Consider the following 17630-nt stretch of genomic DNA (forward strand, 5'->3'; position numbering starts at 1 on the left):
CCCCCTCCGCCCGGAAATCTGCCCCGGTTACGCAGGAATGTCGCCAAGGCCCGGAAACCCAGTCTTGTTCTTATTGAGACGCTAACATGGAACATCTTGCACGGGCAACGCGTGTCCTGCGCGCGGCAGGGCTATACACTGCTGCGGCATTCCCCCGGCGTCAGGCTTTGCCCATGTCCTCGACCAGCATGTCCGCAAACAGCCGGCAGGGCGGCGACAGGGAGCGGCCCTTCTTCACCACCAGCGCGATCGACCGCGACACGGACGGCTCGACCAGCGGAATGATGGCCAGTTCCGAGCGCGCCTCCATCTCGGCCAACGCGGCGGGGAGGATGGTGACGCCGAGACCGCTCGCCGCCATCCAGGCCGCGGTTGCGAGGAAGCCGACCTCGTGGCGGACCGCCGGTTCGACGCCGTTCTTGAGCAGGGTCTGGTCGATCAGCTGGCGGACGCCGTATCCGGGCCGGAACACGATGAGCGTCTCCGAAGCCAGTTCGTCCCAGCGTACGCTGGCGCGCCGGGCGAAGGGATGGTCGCGGGCGCAGACGAGGTCGATGCGATCCTCGCGGACGATGCGGCTGGTGAACTCGCTGCCGTCGGGCGGCGGCGTGCCGAGGCCGAAATCCACCCGCTCCGCCTCGATGTGCTGCAGGAACTGGTTCGGCGCGCAGTCGATGATGAGCAGGCCGACATTGGCGTAGCGGCGCGCGAAACGCCGCGCCGTCTTCGGCAGGAAGGCCGCCGCGGTCGCGGGCGTCGCGGCGATGCGCACGCGTCCGCGCCCGCCCTCGCTCAGGTCGCGGAAGTTGATCGACAGCGTCTGGACGTCCTGCAGGATGCGCTCGACGACGCCGAAGGCATCCTCGGCGGCCGGCGTGGGCACCAGCGAGCGCGTGGTGCGGTCGAAAAGCCGCGCACCGAGCGTCTCCTCCGCCTGCCGGATCAGGACGCTGACCGCCGACTGGGTCACGCCCAGTTCCTCGGCGGCGGCCGCGAGCTTGCCGCGCCGGTACACCGCCGCGAAGGCCCGGAGCTGCTTCAGGGTGAGCTGGCTCTCGATACTCACTTGAACTCGCTTCATGAATGGTTTCGAATTTTTCGTTTCTATTCACAATCGACTTCCGGTTCAATGCTTCCCCAGGGAGAGCACCGCGGCCGAGATGCAGCGGACAACGAACGGGAGGATTGCAATGAACTGGCGTCATTACGCAGGACTGGCCATGGCCGCCATGATGGGCCTGGGCGTCGCCACGGCCGAGGCGGCCGACCGCTACACGCTCGGCACCAACCCGCAGGGGACGATCTACTACACGATCGGCGGCGGCATCGCCGCGGCCCTCCAGGACAAGCTCGGCAAGCAGGTCACGGTACAGCCCTATACGGGCTCCTCGGTCTACCTGCCGCTGATTGCGGCCGGCGAAGTCTCCATGGGCCTGAACTCCAGCCTCGACCTCGGCGAGGCGCGCTCCGGCGCGTTCGGCGAACAGGCGAAGAACCTGCGCGTGCTGGCACGGCTGTGGCCGCTCAACGTGGCGCTCGTCGCCCGCAACGATTCCGGCGTCAAGACGGTCGCCGACCTCAAGGGCAAGCGCGTCGTGACCGATCTCAGCGCGCTGAAGGCGATGAGCCAGCTCTCAAAGACCATCCTCGAGCTCGGCGGCCTTGCGGTTTCCGACGTCGAGGCCGAGACCGTCGCAGGGCTTGGACCCGGCATGGAACGCCTCACCGAGAACGACCTCGACGCAACGCTGATCGCCGTCGGAATTCCGCTGACCCAGCAGGCGCATGCCTCGATCCCAGGCGGCATCCGCTACGTCAGCATCGAGGGCGAGAACGCCACGACCGAGAAGGCCGACGCCGCCTTCCAGGGCACCTACCTCACCACGCTGAAGCCCAGTCCGCGCCTGCCGGAAGTGACCGAGCCGGTCACGGTCGCGTCCTTCGACGTCTTCCTGACCGTCGGGGCCGACATGGCCGACGCGGATGCGACCGCGATCCTGGAAGCCCTCCACGAGAGCCTGCCGCAGCTGAAGACCGATTATCCGGCACTCGGCGGGGCGTCGCAGGAAAAGTTCTCGGCACCGTCCAACACCGTCCCCTATCATCCCGCGGCGGTGGCCTTCTTCAAGGGCAAGGACATGTGGAGCGAGGCGAACGTCGCTCGCGATGGCGCAATGACGGACTGACGGCCGCAAGGCCGCGCATCGCAAGGCAAAGAGCATGAACAGGCAGGACCTGGCGGTGCCGATCACCGTCATCGGCATCCTTTGGCTTCTGGATGTCCCGCGGCGGCTCGGCTTCGTCATCATCGCCGAGCAGTACCTGGCGCTGATGATCGGCCTTGCCACGCTGGCGGGCCTGCTTCTCGCCCCGCTGCGCGGACGGCTCCAGGTGCTGGACTGGATCGGTGCGGCGGCAGGGCTGGCATCCTGGCTTTGGCTTGCGATCAACTACGAGGACTGGCTGCTCGACGCCGTCAATCGCGGCCCGGAGAAGTGGATTCCGGCCGTGGTTGCCATCGGCTGCACGCTCGAGGCGACGCGCCGCCACTGCGGCATGGTTCTCGCTTCGCTCGCTGCCGGCTTCATCGTCTACGGCCTGTTCGGCACCCACCTGCCCGGCATCCTGTCGGCGGCCGACATCGCCTGGCGGCGCTTCATCCTCTATCTCTACTCCGACACCAACGGCATCCCCGGCCTGGTTCTCGGCGTCGGAGCGACACAGATCCTCGGCTTCATCGTCTTCGGCTCGGTACTCAACGCCGTCGGCGGCAGCCGCATCCTGACCGATCTCGCCATGGCGGCGATGGGCCACCGACGCGGTGGGCCGGCCAAGGTCGCCATCATCGCCTCCAGCCTCTTCGGCACGCTGTCGGGTTCGACGGTCGCAAACGTGATGAGCACCGGCGTCGTCACCATCCCGATGATGAAACGCTCGGGCTTTCCGGCCCGCTATGCCGCCGCGATCGAGGCCGTGGCCTCCAATGGCGGCCAGATCGCCCCGCCGGTGATGGGCGCCACCGCCTTCGTCATCGCCGAGTTCCTGCAGGTCTCCTACGCGACCGTGGTTCTGGCCGCGCTGCTTCCCGCCGTCGCCTATTACGTGATGCTCTACCTCCAGGTCGACCGCTATGCGGCCGTGCACGGGCTCGAAGGCGTCGACCGTTCGGAACTGCCGCCGATCGGACCGGTGCTGGTCAAATCCTGGCCGCTGCTGCTGCCGCTCGGCGTGCTGATGTATTTCCTCTTCGGCCTCGGCTATGCGCCCGGAAAGGCCGCGCTCTATTCGGCCTTCGCCTCCTACGCGCTCCATCTGGTGACCGCGCCGCGCGGCGCCCCACGCTTCGGCCTCATCCTCGGCGTGCTGCGCGATTCCAGTTCGACGCTGATCCCGGTGCTGCTCGTCTGCGCCGTGGCCGGCATCGTCATCGGCACGATCAACGTGTCGGGTCTCGGCTTCGGGCTGACGCTGGCGCTCGGCAAGGTGGCCGAACTGGGCGGCGTCCTGCCGCTGCTGGCCGTCACGGCGCTGATCGCCATCGTGCTCGGGGTCGGCATGCCGACGACGGGCGTCTATGTGGTCGTCTCGGTGCTGCTCGCTCCCGCGCTGGTGAAGGCCGGGATAAACCCGATGGCCGCGCACCTCTTCATCTTCTACTTCGGCCTCCTGTCGATGCTCACCCCGCCCGTCGCCATCGCGTCCTACGCGGCGGCGTCGCTTGCCGGGTCGGACATGTGGCAGACCGGGCTTGCGGGCATGCGGCTGGCGGTCGTGGCCTACCTGATCCCCTTCGTCTTCGCCTTCAACACCGCCCTGCTGCTCGACGGCAGCTGGCTGGCGATTGCGGTCTCCTGCCTGAGCGTCGGCGCGTCGGGCATCATCCTGGCGGAGGTTCTCGCCTGGCGCGGCGCCTATGGCGGCGGGTTGCGCCGGCTTGCCGCGGCTGCCGCAGCTGCCTTCATCGGCGCGAGCACGGCGCTCTTCGATCCCGCCGGACTGCCGGCGATCGGGATCACGATCGCAGCCCTCGCTCTCGTGTTCGCGCTGCGGCGCATGGCGGCCGGCGCAAATCCGGCCCTGCGCTCCGCAACCCCCTGATCCTCTTCACAACCAGCCGAAGGAAGTCGAGATGAACGAGCGCAATCCCAATCCGCCCTACAAGCGCATCGCCGCGGAAGAAGCATGGGCCTCGCCGGAGCTGATTCGGCTCTACCGCAAGGAGATCGAGGAAAAGACGATCGGCGATCCCGGCTTCCACAGCCTTTGGGGCTTCTTCTCGGGCGATTCGCCCAAGGCGAAGGACCACAGCCGGCGCATCCAGGACCTCGACGAGGAGCGCCTGAAGGACATGGACGATTCCGGCATCGACATCGCCGTCCTGTCGCTGACGTCGCCCGGCGTGCAGATCTTCGAGCCGTCGGAAGCCTCGGTGCTGGCGACGCGCTTCAACGACGAACTCGCCGAAGGCATCGCGCGCCATCCCGACCGCTATGTCGGCCTCGCCGCCTTCAGCCCGCTCGATCCGACGAACGCCGCCAAGGAAATCGAACGCGCCGTCACCAAGCTCGGGCTGCGCGGCGGCATCCTGAACTCGCATACGCTCGGCACCTATCTCGACGACGAGCAGTACTGGGAGATCTTCGAGGCGGCGGAGGCGCTGGGCGTGCCGATCTATCTCCACCCGCAGACCCCCCCGGCCGAGATGATCGAGCCCTTCCTGAAGCGCGGCCTCGACGCGGCCGTCTACGGTTTTGCCTGCGAGACCGGGCTGCACGCGCTGCGGCTGGTGGTGTCGGGCCTGTTCGATCGCTTCCCGAAACTGCAGATCGTCCTTGGCCATTGCGGCGAGGCGCTGCCCTACTGGCTGTCGCGCATCGACTACATGCACGGCCACATCTCGGTGTCGAAGCGCTATCCCAACGTCCATCCGCTGAAGCGCAAGGCGAGCGACTACCTGAGGGAGAACTTCTACTACACGAGCAGCGGCGTCAGCTGGGCGCCGCCCGTCATGTTCGTGCGCGAGGTGATCGGAGCCGACCGCATCATGTACGCGATGGACTACCCGTGGCAGTTCGTCCAGTCGGAGATCGGCCTCCTCGAACAGATGCCGATCGGCGAGGCGGGACTGAAGCAGTTCTTCGAAGGCAATGCCCGCAAGGTCTTCAGGATCGGCGCCTGACGGTCGCCTGCACGATAATCCGGCGGCTGCACGGCCGCCGGAGTCCGGCTGCAGTGGCTGCGGGAGCTGAAGCGCCCCTCACCTGCACACCACCTGCCTGAACACCGCCCTCACCCGCTTCGCCGTCTCGCGGATATGCGCTTCCAGCACGGAGATCTCCGGCAGGTCGGTGTTGGCGAGCAGCAGGTCGGCGAGGCCCGGGGGCATGTCCTTGCGGTCGATGTCGCCGGTCAGGCAGAGGCGCGCCACCTGCGTCAGCCCCATGAACAGCCGGTAGGCGGTGACGAGATCATCCCGCGCCTGCGGCTCGCAGAAGGCCGGCGAAAGCCGCCCCAGGGCTTCGGCGGTCGAGGTCGTCCGCGCCTCGCCCTCCAGGTCGCCGAGCAATCCGGCCGTCTGGGCGATGAACTCGAGGTCGATCAGCCCGCCCGGCATCAGCTTCAGGTCCCATCCGTCGCGCGGCGGCTTCTCGGTCTCGATGATGCCGCGCATCTCGCAGGCATCCTTCAGCAGCTTGCCGCGGTCGCGCGGCGCGGCCAGGATCGCGGCGACCTCTTCGGCCACAGACGCGGCAAGCCCTTCGTCGCCCGCCACCACGCGGGCGCGCGTCAGCGCCATGTGCTCCCAGCTCCAGGCATCCGCCTTCTGATACTTGCGGAAGGCCTCGACATGCGTCGCCACCGGCCCCTTGTTGCCGGACGGCCGCAGCCTGAGGTCGATCTCGTAGAGCACGCCTTCCGCCGTCGGCGCCGAGACGGCGGCGATCAGCCGCTGCGTCAGCCGGGCGTAGTACTGCGACGGCGCCAGCGGCTTGTCGCCATCGCTCTCCTCGGCGTCGGGCGCATGGTCGTAGAGCAGGATGACGTCGACGTCGGAGCCCGCCGTCAGCTCGCGACTGCCGAGCTTGCCCATGCCCAGGATCACCGCGCGGCCGCCCGGCACATGGCCGTGGCGGCGGGCGAATTCGGCCAGAACGGCGTCGAAGGCCGCGCCGATGGTCAGGTCGGCCAGATCCGAGAAGGCCTTGCCGGCGCGTCCGGCATCGATCGCACCCGTGAGCAGGCGGATACCGATCAGGAACTTCTGTTCGGCGGCGAAGATCCGCAGCCGGTCGAGCCGCTCCTCGTAGATCTCGGCGGCGCCGAGGAAGCTGTCGAGGCGCGCTGCCAGATAGGCCTTGTTCGGGAGTTCCGACATCCGCTGCGGATCGAGCAGCCCGTCGAAGACGTGCGGCCGGCGGGTGATAATGGAAGCCAGCCGGGGTGCCGCGCCCATGATGTTGGCCATCAGCTTCAACAGCCCAGGGTTGGACTGGAACAGCGAGAACAGCTGGATGCCGGCCGGCAGGCCCGCCAGGAACTCGTCGAAGCGGAGGATCGCCTCGTCGGCGCGGCGCGTGCGGCCGAAGGCGGCGAGCAGCGCCGGCGTCAGTTCGGTCAGCCGCTCGCGCGCCTCGGCGGAGCGCGTCGCGCGGTAACGTCCGAAGTGCCAGGTCCGGATGACGCGGCAGATGTCGCTCGGCCGCTCGAAGCCGAGGCCGGACAAGGTCTGCAGCGTGTCGGGATCGTCGACGTCGCCGGTAAAGACGAGATTGCCGACACCGGCCGACAGCTGCGGTGCGGTCTCGAACAGCGCCGCGTAGTGGCTTTCCACCTCCTTCAGCGACGCCCGGAACGCCTCTGCGAAGGCCTCGGCGGAGGCGAAGCCGCGCATGCGGGCGATCCGCTCCAGCCCTTCGTCGTCCTCGGGAAGGTCGTGCGCCTGTTCGTCGGCCACCATCTGGATGGCGTGCTCGACGTCGCGCAGGAACCAGTACTGCCGCGTCAGCGAGGCGCAGGCTTCCGTATCGATCCAGCCGCGTTCGGTCAGCCGCTCCAGCATCGCCACGGTCTCGCGGCCGCGCAGTTCGGGAAAGCGGCCGCCGGCGATCAGCTGCTGCGTCTGGACGAAGAACTCGATCTCGCGGATGCCGCCGCGGCCGAGCTTCACATTGTGGCCGCGCACCGCGATCTCGCCGTGGCCCTTGTGGGCGTGGATCTGCCGCTTGATCGAGTGCACGTCGGCGATGGCCGCATAGTCCATGTACTTGCGCCAGACGAAGGGCTGCAGTTCCTTCAGCACCGCCATCCCGGCGTCGAAATCGCCCGCCACCGGCCGCGCCTTGATCATCGCGGCACGCTCCCAGTTCTGGCCGCGGCCCTCGTAGTAGTTCAGCGCCGCCTCGACCGGGATCGCGAGCGGCGTCGAGCCGGGGTCCGGCCGCAGGCGCAGGTCCGTGCGGAACACGTAGCCGTGCTCGGTGCGGTCCGACAGGATGCGGATCAGCCGCCGCGCCAGCCGCGAGAACAGGTCGGTGGCGTCGAGCGGATCCTTGATCGCGCGCGCCTCGGCGTCGAAGAACAGGATCAGGTCGATGTCCGAGGAGAAGTTGAGCTCGCCGGCACCGAGCTTGCCCATGCCGAGCACGACAAAGCCGGAGCCCTCGCCGGGCCGGTCACGGTCGGGCAGCGCGAGCTTGCCCCGGTCGTGCGCCTCGCGCAGCAGGAAGTCGATCGCCGCACCCACCGCCGCGTCTGCCATCGCGCTCAGCCGCCGCACGCTCGTTGCCGCATCGGCGACGCCGGCCAGGTCCGCCAGCGCGATCAGCACGTGCGCCTCGGTCTTCAGCCGGCGCAGAGCGGCCATCAGCGACGTCTCGGTCACGCCGTCGAGCGCCCAGGCATTGCGGATATCCTCTATGACGGCCTCCACCCGGACGTCCCACGGCATGTCGAACAGCGGTTCGAGCATTTGCGGGCGGCGGCGAAGCGTGTCGCGGACATAGGTCGAGAGCGACAGGGCACCCGCAAGGAAGGCCGCGATCTGCGGATGCGTCTCCGGCAGGCCGGGGAGCCTTGCACAGCCTGCATCGGCCGCCAGGGCGAGGATATCCTGCAGCTCGGCGGCGGCGCGATCGGGATCGAGAGGTTCGATCGGTCGCGGCGCGCTGGCGAACCATTCGGCGGTCTGACGAGCGGTCACGCCCCGCCCCGCCGGACCGGAACCGTCATGATCACCTTCAGGCCCGGCGCTGCGTCACCCAGCGACAGGCTTCCCTGGTGGAAGCCCATCACCGCCTTGGCCAGGCTGAGCCCCAGGCCGGAGCCGGGCTGCGAGCGGCTCTGCTCCAGGCGCACGAAGCGCTCCGTCGCCCTGCCGCGATCCTCCGGCGCGATGCCGGGGCCATTGTCTGAAATCTCGATACGCACGTCTCCTCCCGCGCGGGTCGCCGTCACGCGCACGAGCGGCGTCTCGGCATGCCCCGCGCAGTACTTGATGGCGTTGTCGACTACGTTTGACAAGGCCTGTGCCAGGAGTTCGCGGTTGCCGTCGACGACGAGGTTGCCGTCGATCCGGGTCTCCAGCGCCACGCCGCTCTCCTCGGCCAGCGGCTCGTAGAGTTCCACCACGTCGGCCACCACCTGCGTCAGGTCCAGCGTCTCGGTCTGTTCGGCCGAATAGCCGGCCTCCAGCCGCGAGATCATCAGGATGGCGTTGAAGGTTCGGATCAGCTGGTCGGATTCCGCGATCGTGGCTTCCAGCGCCGCGCGATAGTCGCTCTCGCCGCGCGCCCTCGACAGGGTCGTCTCGGCGCGGCTGCGCAGGCGCGTCAGCGGCGTCTTCAGGTCGTGGGCGATGTTGTCGGAGACCTGTTTCAGGCCTTCGTTGAGCACCGCGATCCGCGCCAGCATGGTGTTGAGGTTCTCGGACAGGCGGTCGAACTCGTCGCTGGCGCCCGTCACCGGCAGCCGCCCCGTCAGGTCGCCGCCCATGATGCGCCGGCTGGCCTCCGAAACGCTGTCGATCCGACGCAGCGCGGTACGTCCCACGAAATACCAGATGAGAAACGCGCCGAGCCCCATCGTGCCGAGCGCCAGGATCAAGGCGCGCTGCACCACGCTGCGGAAGCGTTCGGGTTCGCCGAGATCGCGGCCGACCAGCATGATCAACTGATTCGGCAAGCGCAGCACCAGGGCCATGGCGGCGTGCGGCGGCTGCGCCCCGGGCGCAGGCGGACCTCCGTCTTCGGCAGGCGGCTGCAGCGGACCGCGTTCGCCGTAGCGCTTGTAGAAGAACGGGCGCGAGGTCCAGCCGACGGTTTCGAGGACGCCCGGCTCCAGGCTCTCGACATTGCCGGACAGGATGCGGCCGTTCGGATCGGCGATGAGGTAGAGGTTGGCGCCCGGCTGGCGCGCGCGCTGCTCGACCACGCGGACCAGAAAGGGCAGGCCCCCGCGTTCGTAGGCGCGAACGAGGCTCATCGATTCCTCGTTGATCGTCTCCTGCGTCTGGGTGACGAGGATGCGCACGGAGACGGAGGTCATGTAGACCACCAGGCCGATCGCGCAGACGCCGAAGAGCAGCAAATAGAGCGCCGACAGCCGCGCGGCCGTGGTCTTCATCAGCGCGGAGAGGCGCGCGGCCGCTCCGCGAATGACCGCCCCGACGGCCAAGTTCAGTCGGCCCTGAGCATGTAGCCGGCGCCACGGATCGTGTGCAGCAGCGGCTTGTCGAAGCCCTTCTCGATCTTGCCGCGCAGGCGCGACACGTGCACGTCGATGACGTTGGTCTGCGGGTCGAAGTGATAGTCCCAGACGTTTTCGAGCAGCATCGTGCGCGTCACCACCCGGCCGGCATGCCGCATCAGGTATTCGAGCAGCTTGAACTCGCGCGGCTGCAGCGGAATGTCGCGGCCGGCGCGACGCACGGTGTGCGACAGCCGGTCGAGTTCCAGGTCGCCGGCGCGGTACATCGTCTCGACATCCTTGCCGCCGGAACGCCGCTTCAGAACCTCGACGCGGGCGAGCAGTTCGCTGAAGGCATAGGGCTTGGTCAGGTAGTCGTCGCCGCCGGCCCTGAGCCCGGTCACCCGGTCGTCCACCTCGCCCAGCGCCGAGAGGATCAGCACCGGGGTTTCCGAACCGCGAGCCCGCAGGCCGGCGATCAGCGACAGTCCGTCGCGGCGCGGCAGCATGCGGTCGACGACCAGCACGTCGTAGTCGCCCTCGTCGGCCAGCGTGAAGCCGGTGTCGCCGTCCGCCGCGACATGCGCCGTGTGGCCAGCCTCGGCGAGCGCCTTCTGCAGATAGTCCGCCGCCTCCCGGTCGTCTTCGATCACAAGTATCTTCATGCCCGCCTTATACGCGATCTCGGGCTCCTGAACTGCCATGATGTCCATTTTTCGCCTCCTGTGGAGGAACGGCAGCGGGATGTCCCGCTGCCGCAGCGCGCGTTCCGAACGGAACCCGCCGTTCTCGATCGCGCCGATGGAGCGCGACGTGCGATCAGCCCTGCTGGACCGGCAGCGCGACGAAGCGGTTGGTATCGTCCCGCTTGATCTGGAACAGAACCGCCTTGCGACCCGACTTGGACGCGTCGCTGACGGCCTTTTCCACCGCCGCCGCATTCGTCACGGCCTGCGCGTTCACCGACGTGATCACGTCGCCGGCCTGGATGCCGCGATCGGCCGCATCGCTGCCCGCCAGTACGTCGGTCACGACCACGCCCTCACCGTCCTCGGACGGCGTCACGGTCAGGCCGAAGCCGTCGAGCACGCTGCCCTCCTCTTCGCTCTGGTCGAGCGAAGCCTGCTGCTCCATGCCGGGCATCTCGCCGAGCTTGACCGTGATGGTCCGCTCCGCACCGTCGCGCAGCACCGTCAGTTCGGCGGAGACGCCGGGCGCCATGCCGCCGATCATCCGGGCCAGTTCGCGCGGCGACTTGATGGCCTTGCCGTCGACCTTGACGATGATGTCGCCGGGCTCGACGCCTGCCTTCATTGCCGGGCTGTCGGTCTGCGGCTGCGACACCAGCGCACCATCGGTGCCTTCGATGCCGAGGGATTCGGCAATCTCGTCGGTCACCGGCTGGATCTGCACGCCGAGCCATGCGCGTTCGACCGTGCCGCTCGTGCGCAGCGACGAGATCACGTCCTTTGCGGTCGAAGCGGGGATGGCGAAGGCGATGCCGACATTGCCGCCGGACGGCGAGAAGATCGCGGTGTTGATGCCCACGACCTCGCCATTGAGGTTGAAGGCGGGGCCGCCCGAATTGCCGCGGTTCACGGCTGCGTCGATCTGGATGAAGTCGTCATAGGGGCCGGCGCCGATGTCGCGGCCGCGCGCCGAGATGATCCCGGCGGTGACGGTGCCGCCAAGGCCGAACGGATTGCCCACGGCCACCACCCAGTCGCCGACGCGCACCTTGGTATCGTCGGCGAAGGTCACGTAGGTGAAGGTGCGCTCCTCCTCGACCTTGAGCAGAGCCAGATCGGTCCGCGGGTCGGACCCCACCAGCGTGGCGTCGATCTCGGTGCCGTCATCCATCACGACGGTGAATTCGGAGCCGCCGTCGATGACGTGGTTGTTGGTGACGAGATAGCCGTCCTCGGAGATGAAGAAGCCGGAGCCCTGCGAGACGGGGCGTGCACGCTCCGGACGGCCGGGACGGTTGCGCTCGGCGCGCGGACCGTTCTCGAAGCCGCGGAATTCGCGGAAGAAGCGCTTCATCGGGTGATCGTCCGGCAGGTTCTCGAAGCCCTGGCCGAACATGCCGTCGGGACCGGCCGCGGCCGGCTGCATCTTCGCCTTCACGCGAACGGAAACGACGGCCGGCGAGACCTTTTCCACGACGTCGGCGAAGCCGGGCTGCTGTTGCGTCTCGATGCGGACGGCCTCCGCGAAAACGGGGGCGGTTCCGCTCGTCACGGCGCCGAGGCCGATCGCCGATGCGATCGCAACCGATGCGGCGGCGGCTGCGAAGCGCTTGCCGGCAGTCGACTTGGGGGAGAATGGAGAGTTCATCGTGTCCTGTCCTTTCGGGTTCGGATGTGTGTGAACATCCTCGGACAGGGATTTAGGCAATCGCACATTACACCGCCATTTCCGGCGCATGAAATGTTCGTAAGGTTTGATGCGAAATGTTTGGAGGCTGGACGGATACTGCACGCTTACGTACGGGAAGCGCCGACCGCTTCGCCGCCCATCGGCGAAGACACGGATGCCTGTCCGCGCGCTAGCGCCCCTTCACCACCGTCTTCACCTTCGAACTGCCTTCCAGGGTCCGGTGCACCGGGCACTTGCCGGCGATCTCCTCGATCTTGTCGGCGAGGTCGGCCGGCAGGTCGCCTTCGACCGAGATCACGCGTTCGAAACGGTCGATGCGCTTGGCCGAGCGGCGCTCCTCGTCGGTGCAGTCGGCGCAGTCCTTCGCGTGCACCTTGGCATGGCTGACGTCGACGCTGATGCGCCCGAGCGGGATCTTCTTGAAGTCGGCATACATGCGCAGCGTCATCGACGTGCATGCGCCGAGCGCGATCGAGAGGAAGTCGTAGGGAGAGGGTCCGGTGTCGAGCCCCCCTGCCGAGACAGGCTCGTCGGCGAACAGCCGGTGCGGGCCTGCCTGCACGGCGTTCTGGAACTTGCCCTCTCCGGTCTCGGTCACCCGCACGTGCTCGATGGCGGATTGGCCCTGCGGCGCGTCCGCTTCCAGGTAGCGCGAGGCCCAGCCGGCGATGACGGAAGCCGCGAAGGCGGCGTCCGCCTCGCGCGTCAGCAGATGGTCGGCCCCGTCGAGCGATACGAAGCTCTTCGGGTGGCGCGCGGCGATGAAGATTGCCGTCGCATTGTCGATGCTCACCGTCTCGTCGCGCGGCGAATGCAGGATCAGCAGCGGCTTGCGCATCGCCTTGATCCGCTCGGCGAGGCGAACGCCGCGCACGTCGTCGACGAACTGCCGGGCGATACGAAAACTGCGCCCGGCGAGCGTCACGTCGGCCTGCCCGTCGCGCTCGATCGTCGCGAGATCCGCATCGAAGTTCGCCAGCACGTGATCGGCGTCGGCCGGCGCGCCGATGGTCACCACGGCGCGCGCTTCCGGAATGTCGGCCGCCACCGCCAGCATGGCCGCGCCGCCCAGGGAATGGCCGATCAGGAGCGCGGGTGCGGCGTGGTTCTCCCGCAGCCAGTCGGCCGCCGCCAGCAGGTCGGCCACGTTGGAGGAGAAATTCGTCGAGGCGAACTCGCCTTCGCTCGAGCCGAGCCCGGTGAAGTCGAAGCGCAGCACGGCGATTCCGGCACGCGCGAGATCGGCCGCGATGCGGCGCACGGCGATCAGGTCCTTGGAGCATGTGAAGCAGTGGGCGAACAGCGCGAAAGCCCGCACCCGTCCGTTGGGCATGTCGAGGCGTGCGGCGAGGCTCGCCCCCGAATGGCCGGGAAAGCTGGCGCGGCTGGTCATGGGCTGCATGGATGGTCCTCTCCGTGGTCGATCCGGGAACGGAGCCTATCAGCCGGGGCGGTCGGCCTCTTCCAGAATCTTGCCGAGCCGCGCCTCCTCGTCGGCCGACAGCCGGTCGCCGGGTCCCGCCCTGCGGCGCCGGCGCGTCAGCAGGAAAACGGCGCCCGCGCCGATCACCACCAGCGGCGTGGCCCAGAGCGCGAGGTTGCGCAGGTTCATGCGCGGCTTCAGCAGCACGAACTCGCCGTAGCGCGAGACGACGAAGTCGATCACTTCCTCGTTGGTGTCGCCCGCCACCAGGCGCTCGCGCACCAGAACGCGCAGGTCGCGCGCCAGTTCGGCGTTCGAATCGTCGATGGACTGGTTCTGGCAGACGAGGCAGCGCAGATGGCTCGACAACTCGCGCGCCCGCTCCTCCAGCGCCGGGTCGTCCAGCACCTCGTCGGGCAGCACCGCGCGGGCGAAGCCGCCCGACATCGCCACCGCCAGCGCGACGAGGAAGGCCGCCAGCAGCGGGCGCAGGACGGCCGTCATGCCGTCGCCTCCGCCGCGGCGAGCCGCTTGCGCCGCTTGGCCGGCGCGCCGATGCGCAGGCGCCGGTCGAGAAGGGACAGGCTGCCGCCGACCATCATCACCACGCAGCCGAGCCAGATCAGCGTCACCAGCGGCTTCCACCAGATGCGCACGACGATGCCGCCCCCGTCGACCGCATCGCCCAGCGCCACATAGACCTGGCTGACGCCGCGTGTGGCGATGCCGGCTTCCGTCGTCGGCATCTGGCGGGCGGGGTAGAAGCGCTTCGCCGAGACGATCTCGGTCAGCGTGCGGCCGCTCGAATCCATGAGCAGGAACCGGCCCTGGTCCTCGGTATAGTTGGGTCCCCGATAGGGCTGCAGCCCCTCGAACCGGATCTCGTAGCCTGCCACCGGGACGCTTTCGCCCGGCTTCATGGTCAGGATGTGCTCGGTTTGCAGCGACATCACGCCGACCACGCCGAGCGTCGTCAGTCCGACGCCGAGATGCGCCAGCGCCGTGCCGTAGGCCGAGCGCGGCAGACCCGCGAAGCGCCGCAGCGCGATCCCCGGAGACACGCTGCCGAGGCCGGACTTGGTGGCGAGGTCGGTGATCGCGCCGAGCACCAGCCAGGTGCCGAGCCCGATGCCGAAGGCCGCCAGCACGGAGGCGCGGTCGACGAAGGAATAGGTCACCAGCATCACCAGCACCGCGCCGCCGAAGGCGAAGACCAGCCGCTGCGAGGCGGCCCACAGGTCCGCGCGCTTCCAGGCGAGCAGCGGCCCGAAGGGCACGGCCAGCAGCAGGGGCACCATCAGCGGCCCGAAGGTCAGGTTGAAGAACGGTTCGCCGACGGAGATCTTTTCCCCGGTGATCGATTCCAGCACCAGCGGATAGAGCGTGCCGACCAGCACCGTCGTCACCGCCGTCGACAGGAACAGGTTGTTCAGCACCAGCGCCCCCTCCCGCGAGATCGGGGCGAAGATGCCGCCCGGCGTCAGCGTCTGCGCCCGCCAGGCAAACAGCATCAGCGCACCGCCGATGAAGAAGACGAGGATCATCAGGATGAAGACGCCGCGCGCCGGATCGGTCGCGAAGGCGTGAACCGAGGTCAGCACGCCCGAGCGCACCAGGAACGTGCCGAGCAGCGACAGCGAGAAGGCCATGATGGCGAGCAAGAGGGTCCAGATCTTCAGGGCCGAGCGCCGTTCCATCACGATCGCCGAATGCAGCAGCGCCGTGCCGGCGAGCCAGGGCATGAAGGAGGCGTTCTCGACCGGATCCCAGAACCAGAAGCCGCCCCAGCCGAGTTCGTAATAGGCCCAGTAGGAGCCCATCGCGATGCCGCCGGTGAGGAAGATCCAGGCGGCCAGCGTCCAGGGCCGCACCCAGCGCGCCCAGGCCGCGTCGATGCGCCCCTCGATCAGCGCCGCTATGGCGAAGGAGAAGCAGACGGAGAAGCCGACATAGCCGAGATAGAGCAGCGGCGGATGGATCGCCAGGCCGACGTCCTGCAGGATCGGGTTGAGGTCCTGGCCCTCGATCGGGGCCGGGCTCACGCGCACGAACGGGTTCGACGTGGCGATGATGAACAGGAAGAAGGCCGATCCGATCAGGCCCTGGATCGCCAGCACGTTGGCCCGCAGCGTCGCGGGCAGGTTGCGTCCGAAGGAGGCCACCAGCGCGCCGAAGAAGGTCAGGATCAGCACCCACAGCAGCATCGAGCCTTCGTGGTTGCCCCAGGTGCCGGTGATCTTGTAGAGCATCGGCTTCTGCGAATGCGAGTTCTCGACCACGTTCAGCACCGAGAAGTCGGACAGCATGTAGGCCACCGTCAGCGCGGCGAACGAGATCGCCGTCATCGCGAAGCCGGTCACAGCCACCGGCCCGGCCGTTGCCATCAGCCGGGCGTCACCGGTCCGAGCCCCCACCAGCGGCAGCACGAACTGCACCAGCGACAGCGCGAAGGCCAGCACGAGCGCGAAATGTCCGGTCTCGACCATGGTCGGCAGTCCTCCCCTTCCGCGCTATTCCGGCTGCCAGACGCCCTGCGCCTTCAGGCTGTCGGCCACTTCCTTCGGCATGTAGGTCTCGTCGTGCTTGGCCAGCACGCTGTCGGCCACGAAGACGCCGTCGCCGCCTAGCGTACCTTCCGTCACCACGCCCTGTCCTTCCCGGAACAGGTCGGGCAGGATGCCATCATACACCACCTTCACCTTGCCGGCGCCATCTTCGACGCCGAAGGCGACGCGGGTGCCGGAGCCGCGTTCGACCGAGCCCTCCTCGACCAGCCCGCCGAGCCGTATGCGCTGGCCCGGCGCGATGCTCGCCGTGGTCAGGTCCGCCGGCATGTAGAAATACGACGATTTCTCGCCGAGCGCATAGAAGGTCAGGCCGGCGGCGGCACCCAGGAAGGTCAGCCCGCCGGCGATGATCGTCAGTCGCTTGCGCTTTCGCTTCATCATGGTTGATCCTCCCCGAGCCCGAGACCGGCGGCGAAGGCCGTCAGACCGCGGGCTTGTTCCGTGTCGGTGCCGAGCGCCGTCACCCCGCGGGCCAGCGCATCGCGTGCATCCGCCCTGCGGTCGAGCACGAGATAGGAGCGGACGAGCCGCTGCCACCCCTCGGCGTCCTGCGGGTTCTCCCTTAGCCGCTCGTCGAGCCGCTCGACCATGACCTGGATCATGTCGGCGCGCTCCGCGTCGGAAAGCTCGGCGGCCGCCTCCATGTCCTCGCTCGACGGGCCGGGAGCGGCTGATGCCGCGCGGCGCTCCGCTTCCGCCGTCGCCTGCGCCAGCGTCTGCTCGACCACGGGCCGCCACGGCGATTCCGCCGCCAGCGTGGACAGCAGCGCGCGCAGGTCCGTCGCCGCCGCAACGAGATCGCCCTCCTGGGCCTTGGCCGTCGCGAGGAAGAATTTCGGCCGCGGATCGGCCGGATCGAGCGCTGCGGCCCGCTCGAAGGCCGCCGCGGCATCGGTCGTCACCACGCCGCCGGAGCCGGCCATCAGCGCTTCGCCCAGGCCCGTCCAGCGCGGCGCGCTGTCGCCGAGCAGCCGGATGGCATTGCGGAAGGCGGTGGCCGCTTCGCCGGCACGGTCGAGCCTGAGATAGATCGGCGCCACCACGTCCCACCCCCGACCGTCCTCGGGATTGGCGCGCAGATGCGCTTCGGCGCGGGCGACGAGTTCGTCGATGGTGGACGAGGCGGGATCCTTGGCGAGCCTTTCGGCCAGCGGCTGGCCGGCCATGTCGGGCGAGCCGATCGCCGAATAGAGGCCCCAGCTCATCACCGGCACGGCCACGACCGCCGCCATGGCAAGCCCGCGCACCAGCGCGTTGTCGCGCGGAACATGTCCGCCGTTCTGGTCGTTCGTGTCGAGCTTGAGGATGCGTCGGCCGATCTCGGCGCGCGCCTGGGCCGCCTCCTCCTTGCCGATCAGGCCGCGCCCGGCGTCGCGCTCGATCTCGGCCAGCTGGTCGCGGTAGACCTCGATGTCGTGTTCGCGCGCGCCCGCCACCTCGCGGCGCGAGCCCGAGAGCGGCAGGATGATGGCGAGGCTCGCGATGACCGTGAGCAGCCCGAGGACGATCCAGAACACCATGCGACCTCACATAGCGATGGTTGGACCGCATTCCAATCGCCTCGCCGTGCGGCTATT

At 68.5% G+C, this 17630-nt stretch carries 13 protein-coding genes; 3 read left to right on the top strand and 10 right to left on the bottom strand.

Annotation, left to right across the window (positions count from 1 at the left end; all coding sequences use genetic code 11):
- Positions 1-160: 160 nt before the first annotated feature.
- Positions 161-1081: a LysR family transcriptional regulator gene (locus N1F91_RS24975; protein ID WP_289996213.1), complete on the bottom strand. Its 921-nt coding sequence runs from the start codon at positions 1079-1081 to the stop codon at positions 161-163.
- A 109-nt stretch (positions 1082-1190) separates the two neighbouring features.
- Here N1F91_RS24975 and N1F91_RS24980 point away from each other — a divergent pair, with 109 nt between their 5' ends.
- The 3 genes from N1F91_RS24980 to N1F91_RS24990 are packed head-to-tail and all read left to right on the top strand — an operon-like array spanning position 1191 to position 5179.
- Entirely contained in the window at positions 1191-2186 is a 996-nt protein-coding gene (locus N1F91_RS24980; RefSeq protein WP_289996214.1) for a TAXI family TRAP transporter solute-binding subunit, read from the top strand.
- A gap of 34 nt (positions 2187-2220) precedes the next feature.
- Positions 2221-4098: a TRAP transporter fused permease subunit gene (locus N1F91_RS24985; protein WP_289996215.1), complete on the top strand. Its 1878-nt coding sequence runs from the start codon at positions 2221-2223 to the stop codon at positions 4096-4098.
- A 31-nt stretch (positions 4099-4129) separates the two neighbouring features.
- The gene (locus N1F91_RS24990) at positions 4130-5179 is read left to right on the top strand and encodes an amidohydrolase family protein (RefSeq protein ID WP_289996216.1); all 1050 of its coding nucleotides are present in this window, start codon (positions 4130-4132) and stop codon (positions 5177-5179) included.
- A 78-nt stretch (positions 5180-5257) separates the two neighbouring features.
- On the opposite strand, the gene N1F91_RS24995 is transcribed toward N1F91_RS24990, so the two are convergent.
- The 9 genes from N1F91_RS24995 to ccmI all read right to left on the bottom strand — a co-directional run bounded on the left by N1F91_RS24995 (position 5258) and on the right by ccmI (position 17573).
- Positions 5258-8200 (bottom strand): bifunctional [glutamine synthetase] adenylyltransferase/[glutamine synthetase]-adenylyl-L-tyrosine phosphorylase, encoded by a 2943-nt coding sequence (locus tag N1F91_RS24995; protein WP_289996218.1) that lies wholly within the window; start codon positions 8198-8200, stop codon positions 5258-5260.
- Positions 8197-9621 carry a HAMP domain-containing sensor histidine kinase gene (locus N1F91_RS25000; RefSeq protein WP_289996262.1) on the bottom strand — a complete coding sequence of 475 codons (1425 nt, stop codon included), beginning with the start codon at positions 9619-9621 and terminating at the stop codon, positions 8197-8199. Before N1F91_RS25000 ends, N1F91_RS24995 begins: the two co-directional genes overlap by 4 nt.
- Positions 9622-9674: 53 nt before the next feature.
- A complete protein-coding gene (locus N1F91_RS25005) occupies positions 9675-10349 on the bottom strand; it encodes a response regulator transcription factor (RefSeq protein ID WP_289996264.1) in 675 nt (224 codons plus the stop codon).
- Between the two features lie 154 nt (positions 10350-10503).
- On the bottom strand, positions 10504-12021 hold the full coding sequence (locus tag N1F91_RS25010; protein WP_289996219.1) for a DegQ family serine endoprotease: 1518 nt from the start codon (positions 12019-12021) through the stop codon (positions 10504-10506).
- Between the two features lie 211 nt (positions 12022-12232).
- A complete protein-coding gene (locus N1F91_RS25015; RefSeq protein WP_289996220.1) occupies positions 12233-13465 on the bottom strand; it encodes a bifunctional alpha/beta hydrolase/OsmC family protein in 1233 nt (410 codons plus the stop codon).
- A 39-nt stretch (positions 13466-13504) separates the two neighbouring features.
- Complete coding sequence (locus tag N1F91_RS25020; RefSeq protein WP_289996221.1) at positions 13505-13990, bottom strand: cytochrome c-type biogenesis protein; 486 nt, start codon at positions 13988-13990, stop codon at positions 13505-13507.
- Positions 13987-15972 carry a heme lyase CcmF/NrfE family subunit gene (locus tag N1F91_RS25025; protein ID WP_289996222.1) on the bottom strand — a complete coding sequence of 662 codons (1986 nt, stop codon included), beginning with the start codon at positions 15970-15972 and terminating at the stop codon, positions 13987-13989. The genes N1F91_RS25020 and N1F91_RS25025 overlap by 4 nt, the downstream gene beginning before the upstream one ends.
- A gap of 24 nt (positions 15973-15996) precedes the next feature.
- Positions 15997-16431, bottom strand: a complete 435-nt coding sequence (ccmE, locus tag N1F91_RS25030) for a cytochrome c maturation protein CcmE (protein ID WP_289996265.1) — start codon at positions 16429-16431, stop codon at positions 15997-15999.
- Positions 16431-17573 (bottom strand): c-type cytochrome biogenesis protein CcmI, encoded by a 1143-nt coding sequence (gene ccmI / locus N1F91_RS25035; protein ID WP_289996223.1) that lies wholly within the window; start codon positions 17571-17573, stop codon positions 16431-16433. Before ccmI ends, ccmE begins: the two co-directional genes overlap by 1 nt.
- Positions 17574-17630 lie beyond the last annotated feature (57 nt).

Origin of the sequence: Aquibium sp. ELW1220 (assembly GCF_030398385.1) — a bacterium.
In the GTDB taxonomy this organism is placed as follows: domain Bacteria; phylum Pseudomonadota; class Alphaproteobacteria; order Rhizobiales; family Rhizobiaceae; genus Aquibium.